Source organism: Clostridium sp. AF36-4, from assembly GCF_003435975.1.
Taxonomy (GTDB): domain Bacteria; phylum Bacillota; class Clostridia; order Lachnospirales; family Lachnospiraceae; genus Eubacterium_F.
The window spans coordinates 1-22,134 of the sequence record NZ_QTVH01000003.1 but is presented as its reverse complement, the minus strand read 5'-3'; the positions used below and the strand labels follow the sequence as shown (position 1 = coordinate 22,134).

Here is a 22,134-nt window from a genome sequence, read left to right as displayed (position 1 = left end):
AGGTGAATTAATATGATGCAAACAAAAAGATGTAATCGGCTTGATGATTTCTTGATGAAAAAAATGCTAAATAGTGAAAAAAAACATTTTTCAGATGATGAATGTTATCAGGCATATCGAAAATTTTTAAAATTAACAACAAAAGATGGAAAACGAATTGCGGCAACGCAAACGATAAAAAAGTGGTTTGGAATAGGTGGAATTAAGAGACCGAATCGTGAAGGATTATTTAAAATTGGTTTTGATTTGCGGCTTTCCGTTAAAGAAATGGAAGAGTTGTTTGTTTATGTAATGCGCGAACCTGATTTTCAGATCAATGATTATCGTGAGATGATTTTTTTGTATGGATTCTATCACCAGATGACATATGATGATTGCATAAAGATGATAGATTGTTTTGAAAAGTCTCTGCCAGGCGATCTTTCCATCAGACAACATAATTGTACGAATGATATTTGGGAAGAATACGGTAAAAACTGTGAATTGGATGCGGATGATTTTTTGCAGTGGATGTTAGAGAAAAGCGAAGATTTTAAAGGATATAGTAAAACTGTTTTGGATTATTTTAGAACAATTAAGGAAGAAATTATTTCAGAAATAAAAATGGATGCCAAGGATTATTTAGAAACCTTACTTGCGGAAACTTCTTTTGAATTTTGGGAAGAAAAGTGGCATATGAATCCTGAAAATCGAAAGAAAACGATTCCGCGGTATTTAAATAGCAAGTATTGTAAAAAAAATGATAACCTTTCAAAACAATTAAAAGAGACGATTTTTGAGTTGGTAGAAATTTCAAATATTTCATTAAATTCAAATACAGAACTTTTAGCGGAGATGTATACGGATTTGAAACAGCGAATGAAATTGGATAACAAAAGACGGGTTCGCAGTGAAGTGCGACTTATGGATGATAAGTATTTATCCGATTTGCTTAATGTTGGTGTACAAAAGGAAAAGTTAATGAAATTAATCGTAACTCCTAATCTTGAGAATCGGGATAAATTGATAAAAGAACAACAACGAAGATGTTCATTGATAACAAGACAGGATATTCTGCCGCTTATATTATGTTTATCGCAAAAACGTTATGCAAGACGTATGGAGAGTGAAAATTATGATGCAAAAAAGGCAAAAAAAGAGTTTGTCGATTTTGCAAATCATATTTTAAATGCTTGCAAGATGGCCCCTGTAGAAGAAGAAAAATATGAATTGGATGGGGTGTTATGTGGATGTTTTCAAAAGGATGAAATGTATTCTTTAGCAGATGTTTTGGAACAATATTTGGATGCGGAGAATGGTGATGATGAGTGAATATGAAGGCTATTGGCTAAAAAAAGGTACAGTCCTAAATAAAAAATATGAAATTTTAGATGTGATTGATGAGGGCGGCATGGGAATTGTCTATTTGGGATATGATAAGGTGCTTCAACAGCAGGTGTCTATTAAGGAGTTTTTCCCGCGTCGTTTTGCAATGAGAATGAGTGGTGAGAAAAAAGTCGTCGTCTACAAAGGTCGCTCTGGTGAGTTATTTTCTATCGGATTGGAAAAATTTATAAATGAAGCAAGGATATTGGCTCGTTTTGACTCTCTGGACAGCATAGTTATGGTAAAAGATTTTTTCTATGAAAATCAAACGGCTTATATGGTGATGGAGCGGATTAAAGGTCAAAATGTGAAACAGTTTGTGGAGAGTCAGGGACCGATGGAGCCGGAGCATGTGTTAGCGATTATGAAACCGATTCTTTACTCGGTAGGGGAAATCCATAAAGAAGGATTGCTACATAGAGACATTTCACCGGATAATATTGTATTAACAACGGACAACAAAGGTGTGTTGATTGATTTTGGCGCAGCCAGATTTTCGGAAACACAAGATAATAAGACCATGACAGTCTTTTTTAAGCGAGGTTATTCGGCAGAGGAACAGTATGTAGAGAAATCTCACAAGGGTGCCTATACCGATGTTTATGGGGCTTGTGCAACAATGTATTTTATGCTTACTGGTATAAGACCGGATGAGTCGGTGAAGAGATTGATTCGTGACCAGGTTGTACCGCTTTGGCGTTTTAAGGATATTGGTTTGAAGCGCTATAAAGAACAGGTGATTATGAGGGGGATGGCGGTAGATGCAAAAAAAAGATATTCTTCTATGGATGAATTGTGTGCGGCATTGTATTCGAATGGGAAATCTACTGGTAAATGGGTTAAGTATGGTGGCATCGTCTGTCTGCTTGCAGCATGTGCCGCTACTGCGATAGCGCAATGCAGTTCTTTTGAGAAAGAGGATACAACAACTGAAAAATCACCATCCGCTCGTGTAATAACCACCACCAAACCGGTTAATAAAACTTATGCACCAAGCCCTATACCAACAAGGCAGACATACAGAATGTGTAATGTCATAGGTTTAAAACAGAGCAAAGCAATAAAAAAACTGCATACCCTTAGTGCAAACTTAAAAATAAAAGTTCGATGGAAAATAAGTTCTAAAAAAAATAAAGGCAAGGTGGTTTCGCAAAAAATACATAGTAAAAAAGTCTTGTTTTGCGATCAAAGTTATACGCAGGTGCTTACGATAGGAAAAGGTCCAAAGCGTAAGATTGTAGTAAAAACGACTCCGAAACCAACGACAAAACCGGTCAAAAAGAAAGAACATGATAAATTTGATGGACGTCTTCCATGGTAGGAGTTGAGAAACATTTGCCTATCTATCAAAACGATGTTATAATTATCATAATCTTGTAATTATGCCACGGAGGGAGGAGTAACAGAAAGCGGTAACAAGGGAAAATACAAGTTTAGAGATTCCGGGAAATGAAATTTTATTAGGGAGGATATTAAATGAATAGAAGATTAACAAAAGCATTTATTGGCGCGTTAAGTTTTGCTGCAGCACTTTCAACAGCAGTTGTATGTAACGCAAGTGATGCTCAGGCGAAAAAAGCCAGTGTAAAGAAAGTGACAGCATCCGCACCATCAGGAAAAAAAGTATATGTGGCAAAAGGTAAAAAAGTTAAAATTACAACGACCGTAAAGGTAAAACCGAATAAGAAAGCAAATAAAAAAGTCACTTATAAATCGGCAAACAAAAAGATTGCTACGGTATCAGCAAAAGGTGTTGTAAAGGGTGTAAAAGCGGGAAAAACAAAAATCACGATTACATCAAAGAAGAACAAGAAAAAGAAAACCGTATTAAAAGTTTATGTAAAAAAAGCGGCTGTTAAAAAGGTAAAAATTAACAGCAAGAATTTTGTTTTGTCGGCGGGCGGAACAAAAAAACTGACAGCAAAAGTAACACCTAAGAAAAATGTTTACAAGAAAGTTGTTTGGACAAGTTCCAACAAAAAAGTGGCTGCTGTGACATCAAAAGGCGTTGTTAAAGGACTTCGGGAAGGTTCTGCAAAAATTACGGCATCGGCGGTTGACGGAAGTAAGAAAAAGGCTAGTGTTACCGTTAAAGTCGGTGCTGGAATTGCGAGTGTTTCAGCAGTGAGAAAAAATGTGATTCGTGTTATTCTGACTGGGAAAAAAGCATTATCCGCAGCTGATTTTCAGGTTCAGACCCGTTCCGGTGTTTCATCTACGAAATATTTAACCAAGCATGTGGAAAGCGTGACAACAAATGATCAGAAGATTTATGATATTACATTAAAAGAGCAGGTATATGCGACAGATTATTTGAAAGTGACAATTTCTGCTCTGGCAACGAATAAATCGGTTGAAATCTATATTGACAATATTTCAGGATATGGAGATGCAGGAAATACAGAGGTTTATTATGTCGAATTCAATAAAGACAGAAAAGACCGCTACAGCGACAATTTTGAAATTGGCAATTCCAATGCCGTAGGGGCGATTACGTATACTTCTCTGACAGGACTTCCATCAGGCTTGAAAGCATATTTTAGTGAGGATAAGACAAAGGTTTTAGTACGAGGTAAATTTGCTAATATCGAGCGTGGAACGACGGCTGTTTTGAGTGGATATGATGAAAAGGGAACCGTATTTACAAAGAAAATTATCTTTGTTGTAGGTTCTGATACTCAGATTGTTACTGTAACGGAGCCTGTTTCAACGGAATTGGCATATCGTCCGAATGACCCAAAAACAATTCAAAATGAAGAAAGTGGTTTTAATATTTATTCTTCGGATATCCGCGCAAAAGTACATGTAGCCGGAGGAAGCGGAGACTACTCATATGACGTGACATATAACGGAAAAAGCTTGTCTGAACTGCGTTATGACAAAGACTACAATCTGGTTGCAATTAATCCGGGAACCTACAGATTTGATGTAATGGTGAAGGATGACAATAATGAATCATTGAAAGCAAGTGATGCGGTTACCTTTAATTTTGTTGCCGGTGTTACCATATCTGGTAAGGTTGTAGATGCGGCAGGTCAGCCTGTTAAATACGGTTATGTGACCGGTTTTACTAAAGCAGATGAGTATGGAAGATATGGTTCATTCTATGTAAGGACAGAAAAAGACGGAACATATGTAGCCAGAACATTGCCGGGTGACTATTATACCTATACCGGAGATAGATATTACGGTGGTAATGCCTATGATTATTCGGTTGGAAATATGTTCTATGCAAATGCAGTGAAAAACTTTAAACTTCCGGTATACAAGGTAAATATTGCAACGAATATTGCCGGAGCAGCCGGATATTCTGTATCGCATCTGAATGTGATTAGTTCCTATGGAGTAACATACCGCGTCTCTGATTATGATGACAGTTATGATGCGGATCATTCCATGTTTGTATATCTGCCGGCTGGAAGTTATGAAGTAGTAACATATGATTATGATTCCAGTGATAATGACATTACCGCTTATGGAAAAGTTGAGGAAAGCACCGAAGGAACATTTAAAGAGTATCGTCTTTCGAATTCTTTGGGAGATTACAAAGTATCCGGAAACTTTACTGTAAATGGAAACAGCACCGTTGTATTGAATGCAGAAAAGAAAGCGGAGCAAGAGGGGTAATGAAGAAGAGGTAATGAAAAAAAGGTAGTTTAAAATTTCCCGGAATCTCTAAGCTTGTATGGAAAATTCAAGCAAAAAATAATAGGAAGAATGCAGTATGCAGAAAAAAAGAATTGTATAAAATAATTTTTGGCGTAAAACGCTCCTTTTATTAGAGGTGGCGTTTTTCGCTTTTTTGGGTACCGGAATTTGGTGCGTTTGGCTTTGTTTTATCGGCTTTTTCATGGGCGTAAGTTGCTTTCAAGGTGTTAGAGCAAAAAGTGTGTGACAAATGTTCGCTGCCAGTTCCTTTGGATTCCGGTAATTCCGTAGAAAAACTTTGTGACTCGTGGGTACAAACACGTGGGTATGAGGCTTGCGTATTTTGCATGCCCATACCCTTACGCGTTTGTTAAACGGGAGTGCCCACGAGACGCAAAGCTTTTCTACGGAATTACGGAAAACAAAAAAAGTGCCAACGAACACTTGACACAAACTTGGAGAAAAAGAATAGTTTTCATTTGTATTCACTTATGGTAAAATAAATAGGACTGGGGGGTGAAAAGATGAATCCAATAGGTGTTGTAATTTGTAACTACAACAAAAAGGACTTTGTACTGCAATGCGTACAGAGTGTTTTAGAAAGCAAAGAGAAGAATTTTGATATTTATGTTGTGGATAATGCATCGTCTGATGGAAGTGCAGAGGCATTAAAAAAGGCATATGGAAACCGGATTACCGTAATTGAAAATAAAGAAAACCTTGGTGGCTCCGGTGGATTTAATACCGGATTACGAATCGTCAGGGATAAAGGGTATTCTTATTTTATGTGCTTAGATGATGATGCAGCCGTGGATGAAAATGCACTTTCTGTTTTATATCATTACATGGAAGAGCATACAGATACCGGTATGGCTGGATGTCGTGTTTACCACACACAGATGTCGGATTATATTCAGCAGAGTGGACTACTCATTGATTTTGACAACTGCACGGCAAAAACGATTGGAGCGGACATGCCGGAAGATGGCAGTTTGCCTGATGTGATTGAATGTGACACGGTGGCAACCTGTGCCGTTATGGTACGGGCAGATACAGTGAAACAAAAAGGTGTCGGGATTATGCCGGAAGATAATTTTATATACTGGGATGATATGGAATGGGGATATCGTATAAAATTGGCAGGATACCGTGTTGTTACGTTGGCAGAGGCAAAAGCGCTACATCAAATGGGGGCGAATACAAAGAAGGAAAATACCTTTATCAATTATTATATGTGGAGAAACCGGACCAATTTCTTTATGCGGTTTACGCCGGAGGCGCAGATGGAGGCAATGAGTGTTAAAGTGCTGGGGGCAGTGTTTGATGCAATGTATGAGAGTATGTTTCGTGAAGAACATAATGTCCGACAGACAATTTCCTATGCGTTTTATGATGCACTGGCTGGTGTGCGTGGAAAGGCAGATTCTTACAAAATCATGAAAAATGATGCCAATGACAATAAGCTTATACAGACTCTGCAGGGCAGGAAAAGTTTTGCAATAGAAGAAAACAATCAGGAAGAAGATGCTTATTATCTTCGCAATTTTATTGCTTCGGTTTGTCCGGATTTGAGGGAAGAAGAGCAGACAAAGGCAGAGATTGTATTTCGATTTTGTGACTATATTTTTTATAGTGAGAAGATGCCGGATGGAAAGGAAATTTTAATTGATTCCGAACGAAATTGCGTCGTGGATGAAAATGATATAGAAATATGCAAAAATTACGGTTATTCCAAATGGTTGTTTATTTACATGAATCAAGGAGTTTTTTTAGCGGCAGCACGCCGTATGAGAGGAGAGATTGTTGATGAATAAGAGATTTATGCGTTTCCCGGAGGGAAAGAAAAAATCAGTGACACTTAGTTATGATGACTGCATGGAAGAAGATGCAGATTTGATTGAGCTACTTGAAAAGTATCAGATGAAGGCTACTTTTAACTTGATTCCCGGATGGTTTGCAAAAGAGGGAACGACTTATCCGGAGGGGGAAACTTATCGTTTGGTTACGAAAAAGAAAGCCAAAGAAATGTATGAACATCCGCTTGTAGAAGTGGCAAACCATGGTAATGAGCATAAATATATGACCTCATTAACTCCGCTTGAAATGGCGGAAGACACGATTTTGTGCCGCAAATCTCTAGAAAGTTTGTATGGAAAAATCATACGGGGGATGGCGTATCCGTATGGATGGTACGACGATACTTTAATTGATGTTTTAAAACAATGCGGAATTACTTACTGCCGTACGGTTGAGAGTACAGAAAATTTTGACTTGCCAGAGAATTGGCTTGCTTGGAATCCGACATGTCATCATGATGATGAAGCTTTGTTTGATTTGGCAGACGAGTTTGTTTCGAAACAAAACGTAGAAAGACCACTTTTGTTCTATGTGTGGGGACATACGTTTGAATTTGAGAGAAATAACAACTGGGAGCGCATGGACCGTTTTATGGAGAAAGTAGCAAAACAGGATGATGTCTGGTATGCGACAAACGGCGAAATTTATGATTACGTAAATGCGTATGAAAATCTTGTATTTTCCGCAGATGGCAAACGTATTTACAATCCATCTAAGATGCCGGTATGGGTTGAAATCGATGGAACATGTTATAAAATTGAAGATGAATTTGTGATGGAGTAATGGAGGAGATTGTATGAAAAAAAGACCGTTATGGCTTCTTACTTTTGGTATTTGTTTTGTTTTCCTTTTTATGAGTGCAAATACAAAAGCAGCGACACCGGTTCAAAAATGGGGACAGCTAAAGGTGTCTGGAACCAACATTGTTAATAAAGCTGGGAAAAAAGTTCAGTTAAAAGGGGTTAGCACGCATGGTATTGCGTGGTTTCCTCAGTATGTAAATAAGAGCTGCTTTCAGAGTTTTAAAAAGATGGGAGTGAACACGATTCGTCTCGCTTTATATAGTGATAAAGGGGCTGGCTATTCGAAATCTTTATATCAGAAAGTGGATGAGGGAATTCGATATGCCACGGAACTAGGCATGTATGTTGTCCTTGATTGGCATATATTAAGTGACGGAAATCCTAAGACTAGTCAGAAACGGGCCTTTCAGTTTTTTACCCGGTATGCAAAAAAATATGGTAAGCAAAATAATATATTATACGAGATATGTAATGAGCCAAACGGAAATGTAACCTGGGCAAAGGATATTAAGCCTTATGCAAAAAAAGCAATTAAAAAAATAAGAAAATATGACAAGAAAAATATCATTATTGTGGGAACTCCGACTTGGTCGCAGGATGTTGATGTGGTGGCAAAGAGTCCGCTGAAAGAGAAAAACATTGTGTATTCGCTTCATTTTTATGCGGCAACGCATACGGATTTTTTGCGTAATAAATGTAAAAGTGCTTATCAGTCGGGGCTTCCTATGTTAGTATCGGAGTTTAGCATTTGTGATGCTTCGGGAAATGGTGGAATCGACAAAAAAAGTGCGTCAAAATGGATGAAACTTCTTAAAAAATATAAAATTGGACATATTGCATGGAACATTTCAAATAAGAATGAAACTTCCGCACTCATTCAATCGAAATGCGGAAAAACAGATAAGATAAGCTATAAAAACTTATCAAAATCCGGTAAATGGATTGCAAAATGGTGGAAAAAATAAGAGAGGAATTCATGTACATGGACGCTGTAAATTACATAAGTGATGTGTTACAAAAAACAAAAGGAAAAGAACTTAAGGTGGCATTTTTAGGAGGCTCTTTATCAAAGGGAGAGCGGGTAAAAAGAGAACTTTGTTTTGTTTCTCTCTTTGAACAAAAAATTGAAGAGAGGCTTAGTAATGGGCGAAAAGTTTCGGTTCTTCGCTATGGACAGTCCGGGACAATGTCTTCAAATGGTTTATATAAGGTTAAAAAATTAATTGAGGAAAAACCGGACCTTGTTTTTTTGGATTATGCGATGAATGATACCGGAGACCGTTATTTATGGGAGTCTACGGAAGGCATTTGCAGCCAGTTAATTCAGGCAGGTGCGCATGTAGTTATTCTTTTGTTTTGCAATGACCAGGGTCATTGTACAAGGGGAGCAATGGAAAGAGTGGCTTCTCATTATCATTTACCGGTTGTTGATATTGGGAAAACTATTACGGACAAGATTCAAAAAGGGGAATTGACCTGGGAAGAATATGGTTTGGATTATGTGCATCCGACACCACTTGGACATGAGATAATTACTTCTGAGCTGTTAAATTTATTTCAGGAGAAAGAACAAAAAGAAAATGTGATGGAAGATTATTATCCGGAAACCCCCGCATTTTTAGGAGCATTCCGAAATTCCTATATTATGGATTTGTCTGAAAAAATGGTTGATACCAAACCGGGTGATGTAATATTGGATACTGAAATTACCATGAAAATGATGCTTATGGAGTTTTGGCAGGACAGTATCAAAAATGAGGCGGGCTTGGTATTTATGCTGGACGGTCAGAAAGTGTGTGGAGCGGATGCTTATGCGAGTATGGCTTGGGGAAATCCCGTATGTCATTACGTAGGGGGAGATGGCAGCGAAGAAACGTATCATCTTGTTATTTATGCAGGAAAAGGAAAGCCGCCGGCAAATTGGGATTACTCACAATTTCACCTGCGGCTGATGATTGGATGTTAGTATTAGAATTTCCAAGTTCCCTGACCAATCAGTTGTTTCAGTAAGTCGATGTAGATTGGGGCTGTCTGTGTTAAAAAGTGTTTTTTACTATAGGCAACCACAATCTTTTTTTCCGTAATGCCAAAGCAGCCCTTTGGCTCTTTGATTTTGTAGTAAATCGGATGATTCTCAAAGTTTCCAAAACGAATCAGCGTATCCGGGATAATACCCATTCCTAAATTAGAATTTACCCAGTGAAACATCGTTTCGATGTTGTAGCATCGCAGGTTGATTTGTGGAATCTGTTTCATATGCTGGAACAAATCTACAGTAATATCCGGATCATTATTTTTTGTGTCAAGAACAATGAAAGATTCATTCAAACAGTCGCTTAATGAAATTTCTTTATTGTTATACAAAGCGGAAGAATCCGAAACAATATCGGATGTTTTAAGTTGTTGTTCTTTATGTGTCTCATTAAACGGATTTTCTTTGCTTACTGCTAAATAATAATGTTCGGTTGCAAGGTCTTCCGTGTAAAATAATTCAGTATCAAAGTCTGTTGCCTCAATGCAGACATCAATTTCTCCGGACAGGAGAAGATTTTGAAGTTCTTTCACGCTTTCTGTGATGACATCTAATTTTACATCCGGGAATTTCTTCGAAAAAGCGGCAAAACTTTTTGGAAGCATACAGGAGCCACGAAAAGGTGTAGTACCAATCGTCAAAGAACCGGTTTTTAAGTTGTTAATATCGGAAATACGGTTTTCTAATTCGCGCTCCGTCGATAAGATTTTTTTGGCTGCATCGTAGTAGGCCTGTCCGATAGGAGTTAGCTGAATTGGAGAAGAAGAGCGGTCGAACAACGGCGCACCAAGCTGCATTTCCATATTTTTAATAAGCTGACTAATAGAAGGCTGTGTGACAAAAAGTTTTTTTGCTGCTTTTGAAAAACTGCCTTCTTCAGCTAAAGTAATAATACATTGAATCTGTTGTGTTGTCATAGCCTATAATATCTCCTTGCATATATTGTAATAATTATAACAAAAAGATAATATTGTGACAAGAAAAATCTTGCAGGTCATTTTATTGACATCCTTTCGATAAGTCGTTATAATTGAGAAAAACAATCGATTTAGGAGGTATTTTTTAATGAGTATTCAAATTCAAAAAGTAACAGACAAAAGTTTTCGCAAATACGGAAGAATATTGACCGGAGAGTATGATGTGGCTGAGTTGATGACGGCGATGGAAAAGACAGAATGTCCCGACGATGCGGTTATTTATATCCCATCCGATAAAGAGATTGAAAAATTGCCAGTCATGAAAGCATTTACCGATAGTTTGTATGGCGGACTTCCAATTCAGATTGGTTACTGCAACGGAAATAATCATTTATTGAATGCTGTTGAGTATCATCGTTCATCCGAAGTAAATGTTGCCTGCACCGACTTGATTCTTTTGATTGGAAGCGAGCAGGATATTGAAGATGATTATACATATGATACATCGAAAATTGAAGCATTTCTTCTTCCAAAAGGAACAGTAGCAGAAGTTTATGCGACAACACTTCATTATGCACCTTGCAGTGTAGATGGAAATAACTTCCGATGTGTTGTTGTTCTTCCAAAAGACACAAACTTGGATTTGGAAGTAAAACCGGAAGGAGCAAAAGAAGACCCATTGCTTGTAGCAAGAAACAAATGGCTCATTGCTCATGAAGATGCTAAGATTGAAGGAGCATTCAATGGTTTAAAGGGCGAGAACATCAGTGTCGAGTAAATAAAAGATTAGCAGATAAAAAATAATAAACCGGTGAGAAACATGACGAAAGCGTTTTTGTTCTCACCGGTTTTTGTATTTTCATTTATTAAATGTTATTCAACAGTAACACTCTTTGCTAAGTTACGTGGCTGGTCAACATTAAGACCTTTTTCAACGGATACATAGTAAGCGAGATACTGTAAAATGACAGTAGCTACAAATGGTGCAAACAGTGGGTCTGTCTCCGGTAAAACAATGTGATAATCACATAAAGCGGCATCGACACTGGCGTCAGCACCGGTAATCAGGATAACTTTCGCACCACGGGAGCGTACTTCCTGTACATTAGAAATAATTTTTGCATAAACATCCGGCTGTGTTGCCAAAGCGATAACCGGAACATTATCCGTAATCAATGAAATTGTTCCGTGTTTCAATTCACCGGCAGCGTAAGCCTCCGAATGAATATAACTGATTTCTTTTAACTTCAACGAACCTTCACAGGATAATGCGTAATCTAATCCGCGGCCAAGGAAAAAGATGTCCGTAGCGGATGTCAGACGCTTGGCAATGCGCTCCGTCTGCTGGTCGTAAGTAAGGGCATCCTCCACTTTGTCAACCGTATCTATCATGGTTGTCATGAGGCCAGCAGCGTCTTTTTCTGAAATCTTTCCGTTTACCAATGCAAAGCGGAAAGCAATCAAGTACATAACAGCAACCTGAACACTGTATGCTTTTGTACTGGCAACTGCGATTTCCGGACCGGCATGAGTATAAAGTACATAATCACTTTCGCGGGCAATGGAAGAACCTTTTACATTTACAACAGAAAGTGTTTTGGCACCACGTTCTTTTGCCAGACGGAGAGCAGCAAGTGTGTCTGCGGTTTCGCCGGACTGTGAAACGGTGATTAGCAAGGTATGTTCATCAATAATCGGATTCTGATAGCGGAACTCCGAAGCAATATCAACGGTAACCGGAATGCGGCAGAGACGTTCAATCATGTTTTTGCCCATCAGTCCGGAATGCATTGCCGTACCACAGGCAGTAATAACAATTCGGCTGACATCAGTGAAAAGCTCATCGCCAACACCGTCTGCAGAAAAATCAGGAAGTCCGTTTACCATACGAGGACGAATGGTGTTGCGGAGTGCTTCCGGCTGTTCGTGGATTTCTTTCATCATGAAATAATCATAACCGCCTTTTTTTGCGGAAGCCATATCCCAGCTGATGTGATGGATATAAGGTCCGTACACTTCCCCATTTTCGTCTTTTACAATGATTTCATCTTTTGTTAACTTCGCAATATGACCTTCCTTTAATACGAAATAATGTTTTGTGTGGCTGACCAAAGCAACCATATCAGAAGCGATGATAGAGCCACGGTCTGTATGAGCGGCAACTAAAGGACTGCCGTTTCTTACCGCATAGATGGTTTCCGGGATATCGGAAAAAATAATACAAAAACCATAGGCACCAACCAGTTTTGAAATGGCTTTACGAATAGCAGCTTCCGGGTCACCGGTATAACAGTCATCAATTACCATTGCGGCGATTTCTGTATCGGTCTGGGAGATTGGTTCTTTTCCCTTTGCAGCAAGTTCTTCCTGTAATTCCTTGTAATTTTCAATGATTCCGTTATGAATCAAAGTAACTTTTCCGGCAGTGTGAGGATGGGAGTTTGTATCCGATACGCCACCATGTGTTGCCCAGCGGGTGTGGCCGATACCGCAGGTGGTTACATCATCCGCAGCCTCTTTGGCAACTTTATCTTTTAAACAAGATACTTTTCCTACCGTTTTGATTGTTTTTATTCCGTTTGGCTGGCAGTAAGCAATACCTGCACTGTCATAGCCACGATATTCCAATGCCTGTAAGCCTTTTAACAGTTCTTTTTTTGCATCATCAAGACCTACATATCCAATAATTCCGCACATAGTAAATATCTCCTTTAACGCATGTTTTTGAAATAGGCAAACGACGCCTTTTCTATCATTTTCTTATTCTATGAAATGGTATCATTTCTTGTGAATAATGTCAAGAAATGCGATAAGATTAGTTGCGCTAAAAGGTAAGATACGGTATACTAAATATGAATATGACAAAGGAGAAAATGACATATGAGTAATTTTCATGTTGCACTGAAAAAAGTGGTAGATGACTCTTATGATGTTCAGATTGGCTGTGGACTGATAGATGATATGATTCAGGACATAAAAGAAGGTCTTGTTGGAAATAAAAAGAAGTTTGCTGTGATTACAGATTCGAATGTGGATGAAGTTTATGGCAGGCCGGTTTTAGAGAAAATCCTTGCAGCCGGATATCAGGGAGATTTATTTGTATTTGCGGCGGGAGAAAAAAGTAAAGTAAGAAAGACAAAAGAAGAGATTGAGGATGCCATGTTGGCGAAGGGGTACCGCCGTGACTGTTGTGTCATTGCAGTCGGTGGTGGTGTCGTGACGGATTTGGCCGGTTTCTTGGCTGGAACGTTTGGCAGAGGTGTGCCGGTGATTCATTATGCAACGACGCTTCTTGCTGCGGCAGATGCTTCAATTGGTGGAAAGACAGCGGTGGATACCGATTTGGCTACGAATCTGATTGGTTTGATTTATCAGCCGAAGAAAGTCTATGTGGATATTGATGCGTGGAAGACACTTCCGAAACGTCATTTAATCAATGGACTTGCGGAGACGATTAAGCATGCTTGTCTTGCGGATTATGAATTGTTTACTTATTTAGAAGAACACTGGCAGGATATTCTTTCCTGCGACAAAGAAGCCTGTACATACATTTCCGAGCATAACTGTAAGGTCAAGTATGAAGTCGTGATGAAAGATGAAAAGGAGAATAATCTTCGTGAGATTCTTAATCTCGGACATACGGTAGGGCGTGCCATTGAGACTGTGAGTGATTACCGGCTTTTGCATGGTGAGGCATTGTCAATTGGTATGACGGCGCAGGTTTTGCTTGGATATCGATCCGGCTATCTGTCAAAAAAAGAGTGTGAACGGGTGATTACACTTCAGCAGGCAGTGGGACTTCCGGTTCGAATTCCAGAGTACATTGACCGTGAAGAATTAGTGAAAAAATTGTACACGGACAAAAAAGTAAGAGATGGCAGACTTCGCTTTGTTTTCCAAAAAGGAATCGGCGATGTCATGACATTTGGAGAAGAAACGTACGCAAGATGCGTATCGGAGGAAGAAATTCGTGCAGTGTTAATGGATGATACTGTACTTTAAAATAGATTTATAATAACCCCGGAAAAACCGGAGAAAGAGGGATAACATGTTAGTAGGAATTATTATTGGTGCTGTTGTATTACTTTTAATTATTTTTGTAATCAGTAGTTACAACAAACTTGTGAAACAGAAAGTAAATGTCGAAGAGGCATTTGCTACGATGGATGTTTATTTAAAAAAGCGTTTTGATTTGATACCAAATCTGGTAGAAACTGTAAAAGGTTATGCAAAACATGAAAGTGAAACTCTGATTGCTGTTATTGAAAAGAGAGGAAGCAATTACGACAGTATGACTGAAGAACAGAAAATTGAGAGTGGAGCTGCTATTTCCAGCGTAATACCTAACATTATGGCGTTGGCAGAATCTTATCCGGATTTGAAAGCAAACCAGAACTTTATGAATTTGAGCAATCAGTTGGAGGCAGTGGAAGAGGATATTGCCAATTCCAGAAAATATTATAACGGTACGGTAAAACGTTATAATATGTCGGTACAGACGATTCCGACAAATATTATTGCCGGTATGTTCCACTTTGAGAAGAAACCGATGTTTGAGGTTGAGAGCCAGGCAGAGCGCCAGAATGTGAAGGTGAAATTCGATTGAAAATAAAAAGTTTTCTGCTTGCAGGTGTTTTTATTGTTCTTTCCCTTTTCTTTGCTGCTCCAATGAATGCGAAGGCGGCAAATTTTACCATTGATAAATATGAGGTAAATATGAAGGTGACAAAGGATAACACCTATCAAATAAAAGAGCATATAGAAGTAAATTTTAAGTCAAAAAGTCATGGTATATACCGTGATATTCCACTTGTTAATGATGTAAAGCGTGAAGATGGCAGTTCGAACCGCATTGTGGCAAGAGTGGAGAACCTTGACTGCGGAGACGAGGAATATGAATCTTCCAGAGAAGGTAATAATCTGCATGTTCGCCTTGGTGATGAAGACGTAGAAATTACAGGCAAATATGAATATAATATTTCCTATAATTATGTGATGGGGAATGATGTGCTGCCAAATGAGGACGAGTTTTATTTTAATGTAATTGGTACGGGATGGGAGACTACCATTTCCAATGTATCATTTTCCATTGAGATGCCTGAAACTTTTGATGAAAATAACCTTGGAATGTCTTATGGTTCCTACGGTGAATCAAAGTTGGATGGTTTGTATTATGGGATTGATGGAAACACGATTTATGGTGAGCTGGATACGAGCGTTGCCCTTGGCGCCGGAGAAGGCGTGAATGTCCGTCTTTCATTGCCGGAAGGTTATTTTATAAAGGTAAAACATACACCGTGGATGGCATATGTAGGAATTGTTTTTGCTGCATTAGCTGTGATTGTGGCATTTCTTCTTTGGTTTGTTTTCGGCCGTGATGACCAGGTTGTTGAAACGGTTGAATTTTATCCGCCGGATGGCTTAAATAGTGTGGAACTTGCATTTGCCTATCGGGGATATGTGTCTTCAAAAGATGTCGTTTCTATGATTGTTGATTTGGCACAAAAAGGCTATATTGAAATTCATCAGGGACCAAATAAAAAAGATTTTACGCTGATTAAGAGATTAGAGTATAATGGCATGAATAAGGCAGAGAAACTCTTTATGGACGGTTTGTTTAGTTCTTTTGATCGTGTTGACAAAATTGATTTGGAAGATTCCTTCTATAAAACGATTAATTCGATTAAATCGGAAGTGAATTCCAGGGAAAACAAAGAGAAACTTTTTTATGCGAATTCCATTAATAAGGGCTGGATTTTGTGGATGCTGTCGATATTAGCTTGTCTTTTTGCCGGTTTTTATCCGGTCAAAAATTATGAGTATTCCACAATATTTGGACTTTTGGTTCCACTTGGCATTGGTGTTGCCGTGATGTTAGGTTCCTTTTTCCTATTTCGAAAAGGGAAAATACTGCCTAGAATCGGTATCTTTTTGGGATTGTTAGCAGGTGCGGCAGTTGCATATTATTTCTTTATGAACTCGGCAATGCAGTGTGTTGACCCATTGTACCGGATTTCCTACTTTATTGCTTTGGGAGCTTCTTGTGTGGCAATGTTCTTCCATGATTTCTTGTCTAAACGAACACCGTATGGCACAGAAATCCTTGGACGAATTTTAGGTTTCCGCAATTTCCTGATTACAGCAGAAAAGGATAAACTAGAGGCTCTTGTGGAAGAAAATCCGGAGTATTTTTATGATATACTTCCGTATACTTATGTCCTTGACGTGTCGAGTAAGTGGATGAAGAAATTTGAGTCTCTTACGATGTCAGCACCGAATTGGTATTCGAGCGAGGATGACCGCGCATTTGATTATATTATGTTTAGTCATTTTATGTCTTCGACCATGTCTACGGCGATGACGAGTATGACTTCGACACCAAGTTCCAGTAGCGGCGGCGGATTTTCCGGCGGTGGTTCCGGCGGTGGTGGCGGCGGAAGCTGGTAAAAAATAAAAAAATGTTGCGTTTCTCGTATAATTATGCTATAGTTTGATAAACTACGAATAAAGGGGAGTAGCTTGCGTTTTTTTAAACGTAATATGATATCGTCAATACACGAGCGGGTATCAAAAAAAGATAGCCTGACTCCGGTACATATTCTACGAAGCGAGACTTTTATTGTGGCACAGTGTTTTATTTGTGTTGCGGTAAAGTCTCGCTTTTATTGTGGCATAAGCTAAACTTACTTGGCTGAGACTTTATGGTGGCAGGAAAAAGAATGGAGGAATGAAAATGAAAATGTGGTTAGACCTTTTGTTACTGGTGATTGGATTTGTCTTGCTGCTTAAAGGGGCAGATGCCTTTGTCGACGGAAGTGCCGGAGTGGCACGGATTTTTAAAGTGCCCGGTGTCATTATCGGACTTACGATTGTGGCGATGGGAACGAGTGCACCGGAACTTGCGGTCAGTGTATCAGCGGGAATTTCCGGTTCCAATGCGATTGCAGTCAGCAATGTGGTTGGATCGAATATTTTTAATCTTTTGATGGTGCTTGGTATTTGTGCGATGATGAAAGCCCTGCCGGTAGATTCCGGAATTAAGAAGAGAGATTATCCGATTTCTTTGGTGGCAACGCTTATTTTGTTGATTCTTGCCGGTAATCTGTTTTTTGTCGGTAAAGTGCCGGATTATCGAAATATGAATGCATCCGGCGGTGTGCTGTACCGATGGAATGGAATTATCTTAATTGCGTTGTTTGTATTGTATCTTGCGTATACGATTTATCTCGCAAAAAAGAATAAAGAAACAGACAATGATGAGGCAAAAAAGATGCCGATGTGGCAATGCCTTCTTTATATTATATTTGGTCTTGCAGCAATTATTATTGGAGGACAGCTTGTGGTAATTCATGCAAAAAATATTGCACTAGCGTGGGGCATGAGTGAAACATTAGTCGGTTTAACGATTGTTGCAATTGGGACAAGCCTGCCGGAACTTGTGACATCAATTGTTGCGGCATCCAAAGGTGAGACCGGAATGGCTGTCGGCAATGTGGTTGGCTCCAATATTTTTAATCTTTTGTTGATTTTAGGAGTTTCCAGTGCCATACATCCGATTGCGATTTCAATGGCTTCTTTCGTGGATTTGTGTGTATTGCTTGCAGTAAGTTTGATTGCATTTGGTTTTGTAATTACAGGAAAGCGGATTAACCGGGCAGAGGGCTTTACCATGATCGTAATGTATTTAGCTTATACCGCCTTTTCAATCTGGCGCGGATAATGATTTTTTCAGGAGGAGATACGGTAGATGAAAGAAAATATTGTACTGATTGGTATGCCGGGAGCGGGAAAAAGTACAGTTGGTGTTGTACTTGCAAAAAGATTAGGCCTCTCTTTTCTTGACTCTGATTTGGTGATTCAGGAGAGAGAGGGGTGCATTCTTCATGAAATTATTGAAAAAGAAGGACTTGACGGATTTAATGAGATAGAAAATCAAGTAAACGCATCTATTGATGTGAAAAGAACAATTATTGCAACCGGCGGAAGTGCAGTGTATGGAAAGGAAGCTATGCAGCATCTGCATGAAATCGGTGCGGTTTTTTATTTGAAATTATCTTATGAGGAGCTGAAAAATCGTCTTGGAGATTTGTCGGAGCGCGGCGTTTCTATCCGCAAAGGACAGACTTTACTGGATTTATATGAGGAAAGAAAACCGTTATACGAAAAATATGCTGATTATGTAGTAGACTGCGAAGGAAAATCGATTCGTGAGGTTGTGGAAGAAATGACAAAACTTTGGAAGAAGGAGATAAAAAAGTGAGATATCCCATTGTACTATTTGATTTAGATGGAACATTGACAAATCCCGGACTCGGAATAACCAATTCGGTGATGTATTCTCTGAAAAAATATGGAATTGAAGGACAGCCACGGGAATCTCTTTATCGTTTTATTGGACCGCCACTGCACGAGTCTTATGAGAAATTTTATTCTTTTTCAAGGGAACAGGCCATGCAGGCCGTTTCCTATTACAGAGAATATTATGAAGAAAAGGGAATGTTCGAAAATGAAGTATATCCGGGAATAAAACAGCTCCTTCGTGATTTAACAAAACAGGGTGTTCTCTGTCTCGTTGCCACTTCAAAACCAGAGATTTATGCGAAAAAAATTCTCGATTATTATGAATTGAGCAACTATTTTTACTATATCGCCGGGGCTAATATGGACGGAACCCGCACAGACAAAGCAGAAGTTATTTCTTACGCTCTAAAACAGATTCCGGCAGAATATAATAATAAGAAAGTTCTTATGGTCGGCGACCGCTCCCATGACATCATCGGGGCAAAGAAAAACGGAATCGATTGCGCCGGTGTATTATTTGGTTACGGCAGTAGAGAAGAACTGGAAGAGGCCGGAGCTGACTTTGTTGCTGACTCAGTAGAAGCAGTTAGAAATATAATTCTTCTCGACACTGCTATGAATTAGTGTAAGATACAGTTGATATAGTTTGTGATAAATATTTATGGATGCTTATTTCAGTTTCCACAATTCACAAAGAAAAGTTTATGTCTCATGGGCGCTCCCGCTAAGACGAATACGCAGGGGTATCGGCATGCAAAATACGCATAGCCTGATACCCGCGCATTCGTACCCATGAGACGTAAATCTTTTCTTTGTGAATTGTTGGAACCCTGAAAAACTAACATAAATTGTTTGATACAAACCATAACATATAATTTTTATTAAACTAACATTCCTTACCCAAATCCCCATTTTATGCAATCTGTCAAACCCATTACATCATCAAACCAACTGTTTTCCCTTGTTTTTGCCCTCATAAGACCAAAACAAGGGAAACTTTTTTAATTACCGCCCACCACCTTATCCAAAAGCCTTGCGGAAGTCCGTTTCGCCTCTCTGGTGGCATGGGCATAAACATTCATTGTGGTACTTATGGAATGTGCAGACGGAACAAGCCATAAATGTTTTGGAAATAAGGGACGAGATTACACTGGAGAACCGGATATGCACGCTGGGACAGGCAGAGGTGTATATGAAGGCGGTGGAGAGTTTCGTTGAGGATATGAACACACCAGAACGTGCAAGGGATAGTTGCCCTGTTTATAAGGCAGATAAAGATGAATGGAACAGATAAACTAATAGACAGTGTAATGAAATGCGGGGCAAATTGCTTCGCATTTTTCAAGATTTGGTGTACATTGAAAGATATATATCCGTATGTTATAATTTTTAATCAGAATAATAAAGGGTGCTTAAACAATGAGAGGGGGAAATGCCAACTGGCTGTTGGGTACTGAACCCCTACTCTTATATATTAGGAGGTTTTATATGGCATCGGATGATAAATTTAACCAGATTTATGAGCTGTATTATAAACTTATGTACAAAGTCTCCTATAGTATTTTACAAAATTTTGAAGATACAGAAGATGTTTTGCAGGAGGCATTTATTCGTATTGATAAAAATATTTCAAAAGTTTCTGATCCATCTAGTCCAAAAACAAAAAATTTTGTGGTTATTATAACTAAGAGGCTGGCTCTAAATATGCTAAGGAAGAAGAAAGGAATACAGGTTGAAGAACTTTTGGCTACGCTAGAGGATGTCCGTATTGAGGCATCACCAGAAAGAGCAAATGAAACTAAAACAGTCCAAGAACTAGTTAAAATGGCCATACGTGATCTGCCAGAGCGATACCGGGATTGTCTGTTTTTGGCTCTAATTGATGAGTGTACACCAAAGGAAATTGCTGATATATTAGAGATGAAAGAGCAGAGTATATATAAAAGATTGAAACGAGGCAAAAAAATGTTGCAGGATAGACTGGCAGATATGGGGGTGACTTATGAAGATTAGCACAGAGGAATTGCGTCAGGCATTAAAAGAAGTTAGGGAAGAAGAACTAAATTTATTGTTGAAAATCTGCGAAGATAAAAAGATAGAGCAACGGATTGAAACCTCCCAAAAAAGAATGGATCAGAAAAAGATACACAGGCTGGCGCATAAAAAAAAGCGTTGGGAAAAGTGGTCAAGAATTGCGGCGGCTATTCTTATCGTATCGCTTGTAGGTGCTGTTTCTACATATGCGATGGAAAAAGTCCGTCAGGCAATAGTAAACTGGGATGTGAATTTAGGTAAAAATGAAGATGATTTTCATTTTAATGTAGAAAATCCTGTGCAGACTGCATCCCCAAAAGAAAAAGAAAACATCCCGGCAAAGATCGAGCGAAGATACCATCTGACATATATTGCAGAAGGATTTCAAGAGCATGGCGAAGATTGGCAGACACAGTCCTATAAAATAGTTTACAAAAAGGAGAAGCAGCGTATCTGCTTTGAGCAATTGATTAAAACAGAGAAAACGACTGCTGATTTAGAGTTGGCAGATCAGGAGATTCTTGCCATTAATGGATATAAAGGACAGTATGGATACGAAGGAAAAGAAAGCATTTTAAGATTTGTAACAGAGGAGTATGTATTTCAGTTGTCAACAAAAGCAGCAGTGGAACGGGATGAGATGATTCGCATGGCTGAGTCGGTGGCTCAAATGCCACCCGATGAAATTGAGACATATTATAGTCCGGCATATATACCAGATGGGTATTCAAAGTGGGAAGAAGGCTGTCTTAAGGAAAATTGGACATACGATATGTATTATGCCAAGAATAAAAAACAGTTTTTGACATTTGGACAAAGCACAATGGGAGGAACAATATCAATTGATTCAGAAAATGCAAGCAGAAAGGAAGTAACAATTAATGGTTGGAAGGGACAATTAAATAATAAGAAGAAGAAAAAGACAATTATATGGGCAACGGATGAATATGTATTTACGGTGACAGGTGTCGGGAATATTTCGGCAGAAGAATTGCTGAAAGTGGCCAAAAGCGTTACACCAGAAAATTAGCTGAAAAAAATTTTATAAAAAATGTGATTTTTTGTCCAAAAATGATTTTGTTGAGGGTTATTATATATGAATATTAAATTTAAGGAGGGTATCCATGAAAAAAATTAAAATAATTTCAATGATATTAATTTTATGTATGTTATGTTC

18 protein-coding genes are annotated in these 22,134 nt (G+C 38.7%); 16 read left to right on the top strand and 2 right to left on the bottom strand.

What is annotated here, in order from left to right:
* The first annotated feature begins 12 nt into the window (after nt 1-12).
* The 7 genes from DW005_RS02275 (at nt 13) to DW005_RS02245 (ending at nt 9,639) form a co-directional block, all read left to right on the top strand.
* Nucleotides 13-1,311 (top strand): hypothetical protein, encoded by a 1,299-nt coding sequence (locus tag DW005_RS02275; RefSeq protein ID WP_117477990.1) that lies wholly within the window; start codon nt 13-15, stop codon nt 1,309-1,311.
* Nucleotides 1,295-2,686: a serine/threonine-protein kinase gene (locus DW005_RS02270; RefSeq protein WP_181974916.1), complete on the top strand. Its 1,392-nt coding sequence runs from the start codon at nt 1,295-1,297 to the stop codon at nt 2,684-2,686. The genes DW005_RS02275 and DW005_RS02270 overlap by 17 nt, the downstream gene beginning before the upstream one ends.
* A 155-nt stretch (nt 2,687-2,841) precedes the next feature.
* The gene (locus DW005_RS02265; protein ID WP_117477988.1) at nt 2,842-4,992 is read left to right on the top strand and encodes an Ig-like domain-containing protein; all 2,151 of its coding nucleotides are present in this window, start codon (nt 2,842-2,844) and stop codon (nt 4,990-4,992) included.
* Nucleotides 4,993-5,537: 545 nt separating this feature from the next.
* On the top strand, nt 5,538-6,827 hold the full coding sequence (locus DW005_RS02260) for a glycosyltransferase family 2 protein (RefSeq protein ID WP_022377961.1): 1,290 nt from the start codon (nt 5,538-5,540) through the stop codon (nt 6,825-6,827).
* Nucleotides 6,820-7,653 carry a polysaccharide deacetylase family protein gene (locus DW005_RS02255; RefSeq protein WP_022377960.1) on the top strand — a complete coding sequence of 278 codons (834 nt, stop codon included), beginning with the start codon at nt 6,820-6,822 and terminating at the stop codon, nt 7,651-7,653. Before DW005_RS02260 ends, DW005_RS02255 begins: the two co-directional genes overlap by 8 nt.
* Nucleotides 7,654-7,666: 13 nt before the next feature.
* Nucleotides 7,667-8,638, top strand: coding sequence for a glycoside hydrolase family 5 protein (locus tag DW005_RS02250; RefSeq protein WP_117477987.1), 972 nt, complete (start codon nt 7,667-7,669; stop codon nt 8,636-8,638).
* Between the two features lie 17 nt (nt 8,639-8,655).
* On the top strand, nt 8,656-9,639 hold the full coding sequence (locus tag DW005_RS02245) for an SGNH/GDSL hydrolase family protein (protein WP_181974915.1): 984 nt from the start codon (nt 8,656-8,658) through the stop codon (nt 9,637-9,639).
* A gap of 2 nt (nt 9,640-9,641) precedes the next feature.
* On the opposite strand, the gene DW005_RS02240 is transcribed toward DW005_RS02245, so the two are convergent.
* The gene (locus DW005_RS02240; RefSeq protein WP_117477985.1) at nt 9,642-10,622 is read right to left on the bottom strand and encodes a LysR family transcriptional regulator; all 981 of its coding nucleotides are present in this window, start codon (nt 10,620-10,622) and stop codon (nt 9,642-9,644) included.
* A 154-nt stretch (nt 10,623-10,776) separates the two neighbouring features.
* On the opposite strand from DW005_RS02240, the gene DW005_RS02235 reads away from it, so the two are divergent.
* Nucleotides 10,777-11,400, top strand: a complete 624-nt coding sequence (locus DW005_RS02235) for a DUF4867 family protein (RefSeq protein WP_117478105.1) — start codon at nt 10,777-10,779, stop codon at nt 11,398-11,400.
* 95 nt (nt 11,401-11,495) lie between these two features.
* On the opposite strand, the gene glmS is transcribed toward DW005_RS02235, so the two are convergent.
* Complete coding sequence (gene glmS / locus DW005_RS02230) at nt 11,496-13,319, bottom strand: glutamine--fructose-6-phosphate transaminase (isomerizing) (protein ID WP_117477984.1); 1,824 nt, start codon at nt 13,317-13,319, stop codon at nt 11,496-11,498.
* A gap of 183 nt (nt 13,320-13,502) precedes the next feature.
* Here glmS and aroB point away from each other — a divergent pair, with 183 nt between their 5' ends.
* From aroB to DW005_RS02185, 8 genes are all read left to right on the top strand, one after another.
* Entirely contained in the window at nt 13,503-14,624 is a 1,122-nt protein-coding gene (gene aroB / locus DW005_RS02225) for a 3-dehydroquinate synthase (RefSeq protein ID WP_117477983.1), read from the top strand.
* Between the two features lie 46 nt (nt 14,625-14,670).
* Nucleotides 14,671-15,228, top strand: coding sequence for a LemA family protein (locus DW005_RS02220; RefSeq protein WP_117477982.1), 558 nt, complete (start codon nt 14,671-14,673; stop codon nt 15,226-15,228).
* A complete protein-coding gene (locus DW005_RS02215) occupies nt 15,225-17,069 on the top strand; it encodes a DUF2207 domain-containing protein (RefSeq protein WP_117477981.1) in 1,845 nt (614 codons plus the stop codon). Before DW005_RS02220 ends, DW005_RS02215 begins: the two co-directional genes overlap by 4 nt.
* A 286-nt stretch (nt 17,070-17,355) precedes the next feature.
* Complete coding sequence (locus DW005_RS02210) at nt 17,356-18,342, top strand: calcium/sodium antiporter (RefSeq protein WP_347461345.1); 987 nt, start codon at nt 17,356-17,358, stop codon at nt 18,340-18,342.
* 27 nt (nt 18,343-18,369) lie between these two features.
* Complete coding sequence (locus DW005_RS02205) at nt 18,370-18,882, top strand: shikimate kinase (protein ID WP_117477980.1); 513 nt, start codon at nt 18,370-18,372, stop codon at nt 18,880-18,882.
* Nucleotides 18,879-19,547, top strand: coding sequence for an HAD family hydrolase (locus DW005_RS02200; RefSeq protein ID WP_117477979.1), 669 nt, complete (start codon nt 18,879-18,881; stop codon nt 19,545-19,547). The genes DW005_RS02205 and DW005_RS02200 overlap by 4 nt, the downstream gene beginning before the upstream one ends.
* Nucleotides 19,548-20,411: 864 nt before the next feature.
* Nucleotides 20,412-20,936 (top strand): sigma-70 family RNA polymerase sigma factor, encoded by a 525-nt coding sequence (locus DW005_RS02190; RefSeq protein WP_181974914.1) that lies wholly within the window; start codon nt 20,412-20,414, stop codon nt 20,934-20,936.
* A complete protein-coding gene (locus tag DW005_RS02185; RefSeq protein WP_117477976.1) occupies nt 20,926-21,987 on the top strand; it encodes a DUF4367 domain-containing protein in 1,062 nt (353 codons plus the stop codon). Before DW005_RS02190 ends, DW005_RS02185 begins: the two co-directional genes overlap by 11 nt.
* The last annotated feature ends 147 nt before the right edge of the window (nt 21,988-22,134 follow it).

Excerpts from the sequence above, each read along its gene's own strand:
- DW005_RS02275 (WP_117477990.1), top strand. The coding sequence starts at position 13 with ATGATGCAAACAAAAAGATGTAATCGGCTTGATGATTTCTTGATGAAA.
- DW005_RS02270 (WP_181974916.1), top strand. The coding sequence starts at position 1,295 with ATGGTGATGATGAGTGAATATGAAGGCTATTGGCTAAAAAAAGGTACA.
- DW005_RS02265 (WP_117477988.1), top strand. The coding sequence starts at position 2,842 with ATGAATAGAAGATTAACAAAAGCATTTATTGGCGCGTTAAGTTTTGCT.
- DW005_RS02260 (WP_022377961.1), top strand. The coding sequence starts at position 5,538 with ATGAATCCAATAGGTGTTGTAATTTGTAACTACAACAAAAAGGACTTT.
- DW005_RS02255 (WP_022377960.1), top strand. The coding sequence starts at position 6,820 with ATGAATAAGAGATTTATGCGTTTCCCGGAGGGAAAGAAAAAATCAGTG.
- DW005_RS02250 (WP_117477987.1), top strand. The coding sequence starts at position 7,667 with ATGAAAAAAAGACCGTTATGGCTTCTTACTTTTGGTATTTGTTTTGTT.
- DW005_RS02245 (WP_181974915.1), top strand. The coding sequence starts at position 8,656 with ATGGACGCTGTAAATTACATAAGTGATGTGTTACAAAAAACAAAAGGA.
- DW005_RS02240 (WP_117477985.1), bottom strand. The coding sequence starts at position 10,622 with ATGACAACACAACAGATTCAATGTATTATTACTTTAGCTGAAGAAGGC.
- glmS (WP_117477984.1), bottom strand. The coding sequence starts at position 13,319 with ATGTGCGGAATTATTGGATATGTAGGTCTTGATGATGCAAAAAAAGAA.
- aroB (WP_117477983.1), top strand. The coding sequence starts at position 13,503 with ATGAGTAATTTTCATGTTGCACTGAAAAAAGTGGTAGATGACTCTTAT.
- DW005_RS02220 (WP_117477982.1), top strand. The coding sequence starts at position 14,671 with ATGTTAGTAGGAATTATTATTGGTGCTGTTGTATTACTTTTAATTATT.
- DW005_RS02210 (WP_347461345.1), top strand. The coding sequence starts at position 17,356 with ATGAAAATGTGGTTAGACCTTTTGTTACTGGTGATTGGATTTGTCTTG.
- DW005_RS02205 (WP_117477980.1), top strand. The coding sequence starts at position 18,370 with ATGAAAGAAAATATTGTACTGATTGGTATGCCGGGAGCGGGAAAAAGT.
- DW005_RS02190 (WP_181974914.1), top strand. The coding sequence starts at position 20,412 with ATGGCATCGGATGATAAATTTAACCAGATTTATGAGCTGTATTATAAA.
- DW005_RS02185 (WP_117477976.1), top strand. The coding sequence starts at position 20,926 with ATGAAGATTAGCACAGAGGAATTGCGTCAGGCATTAAAAGAAGTTAGG.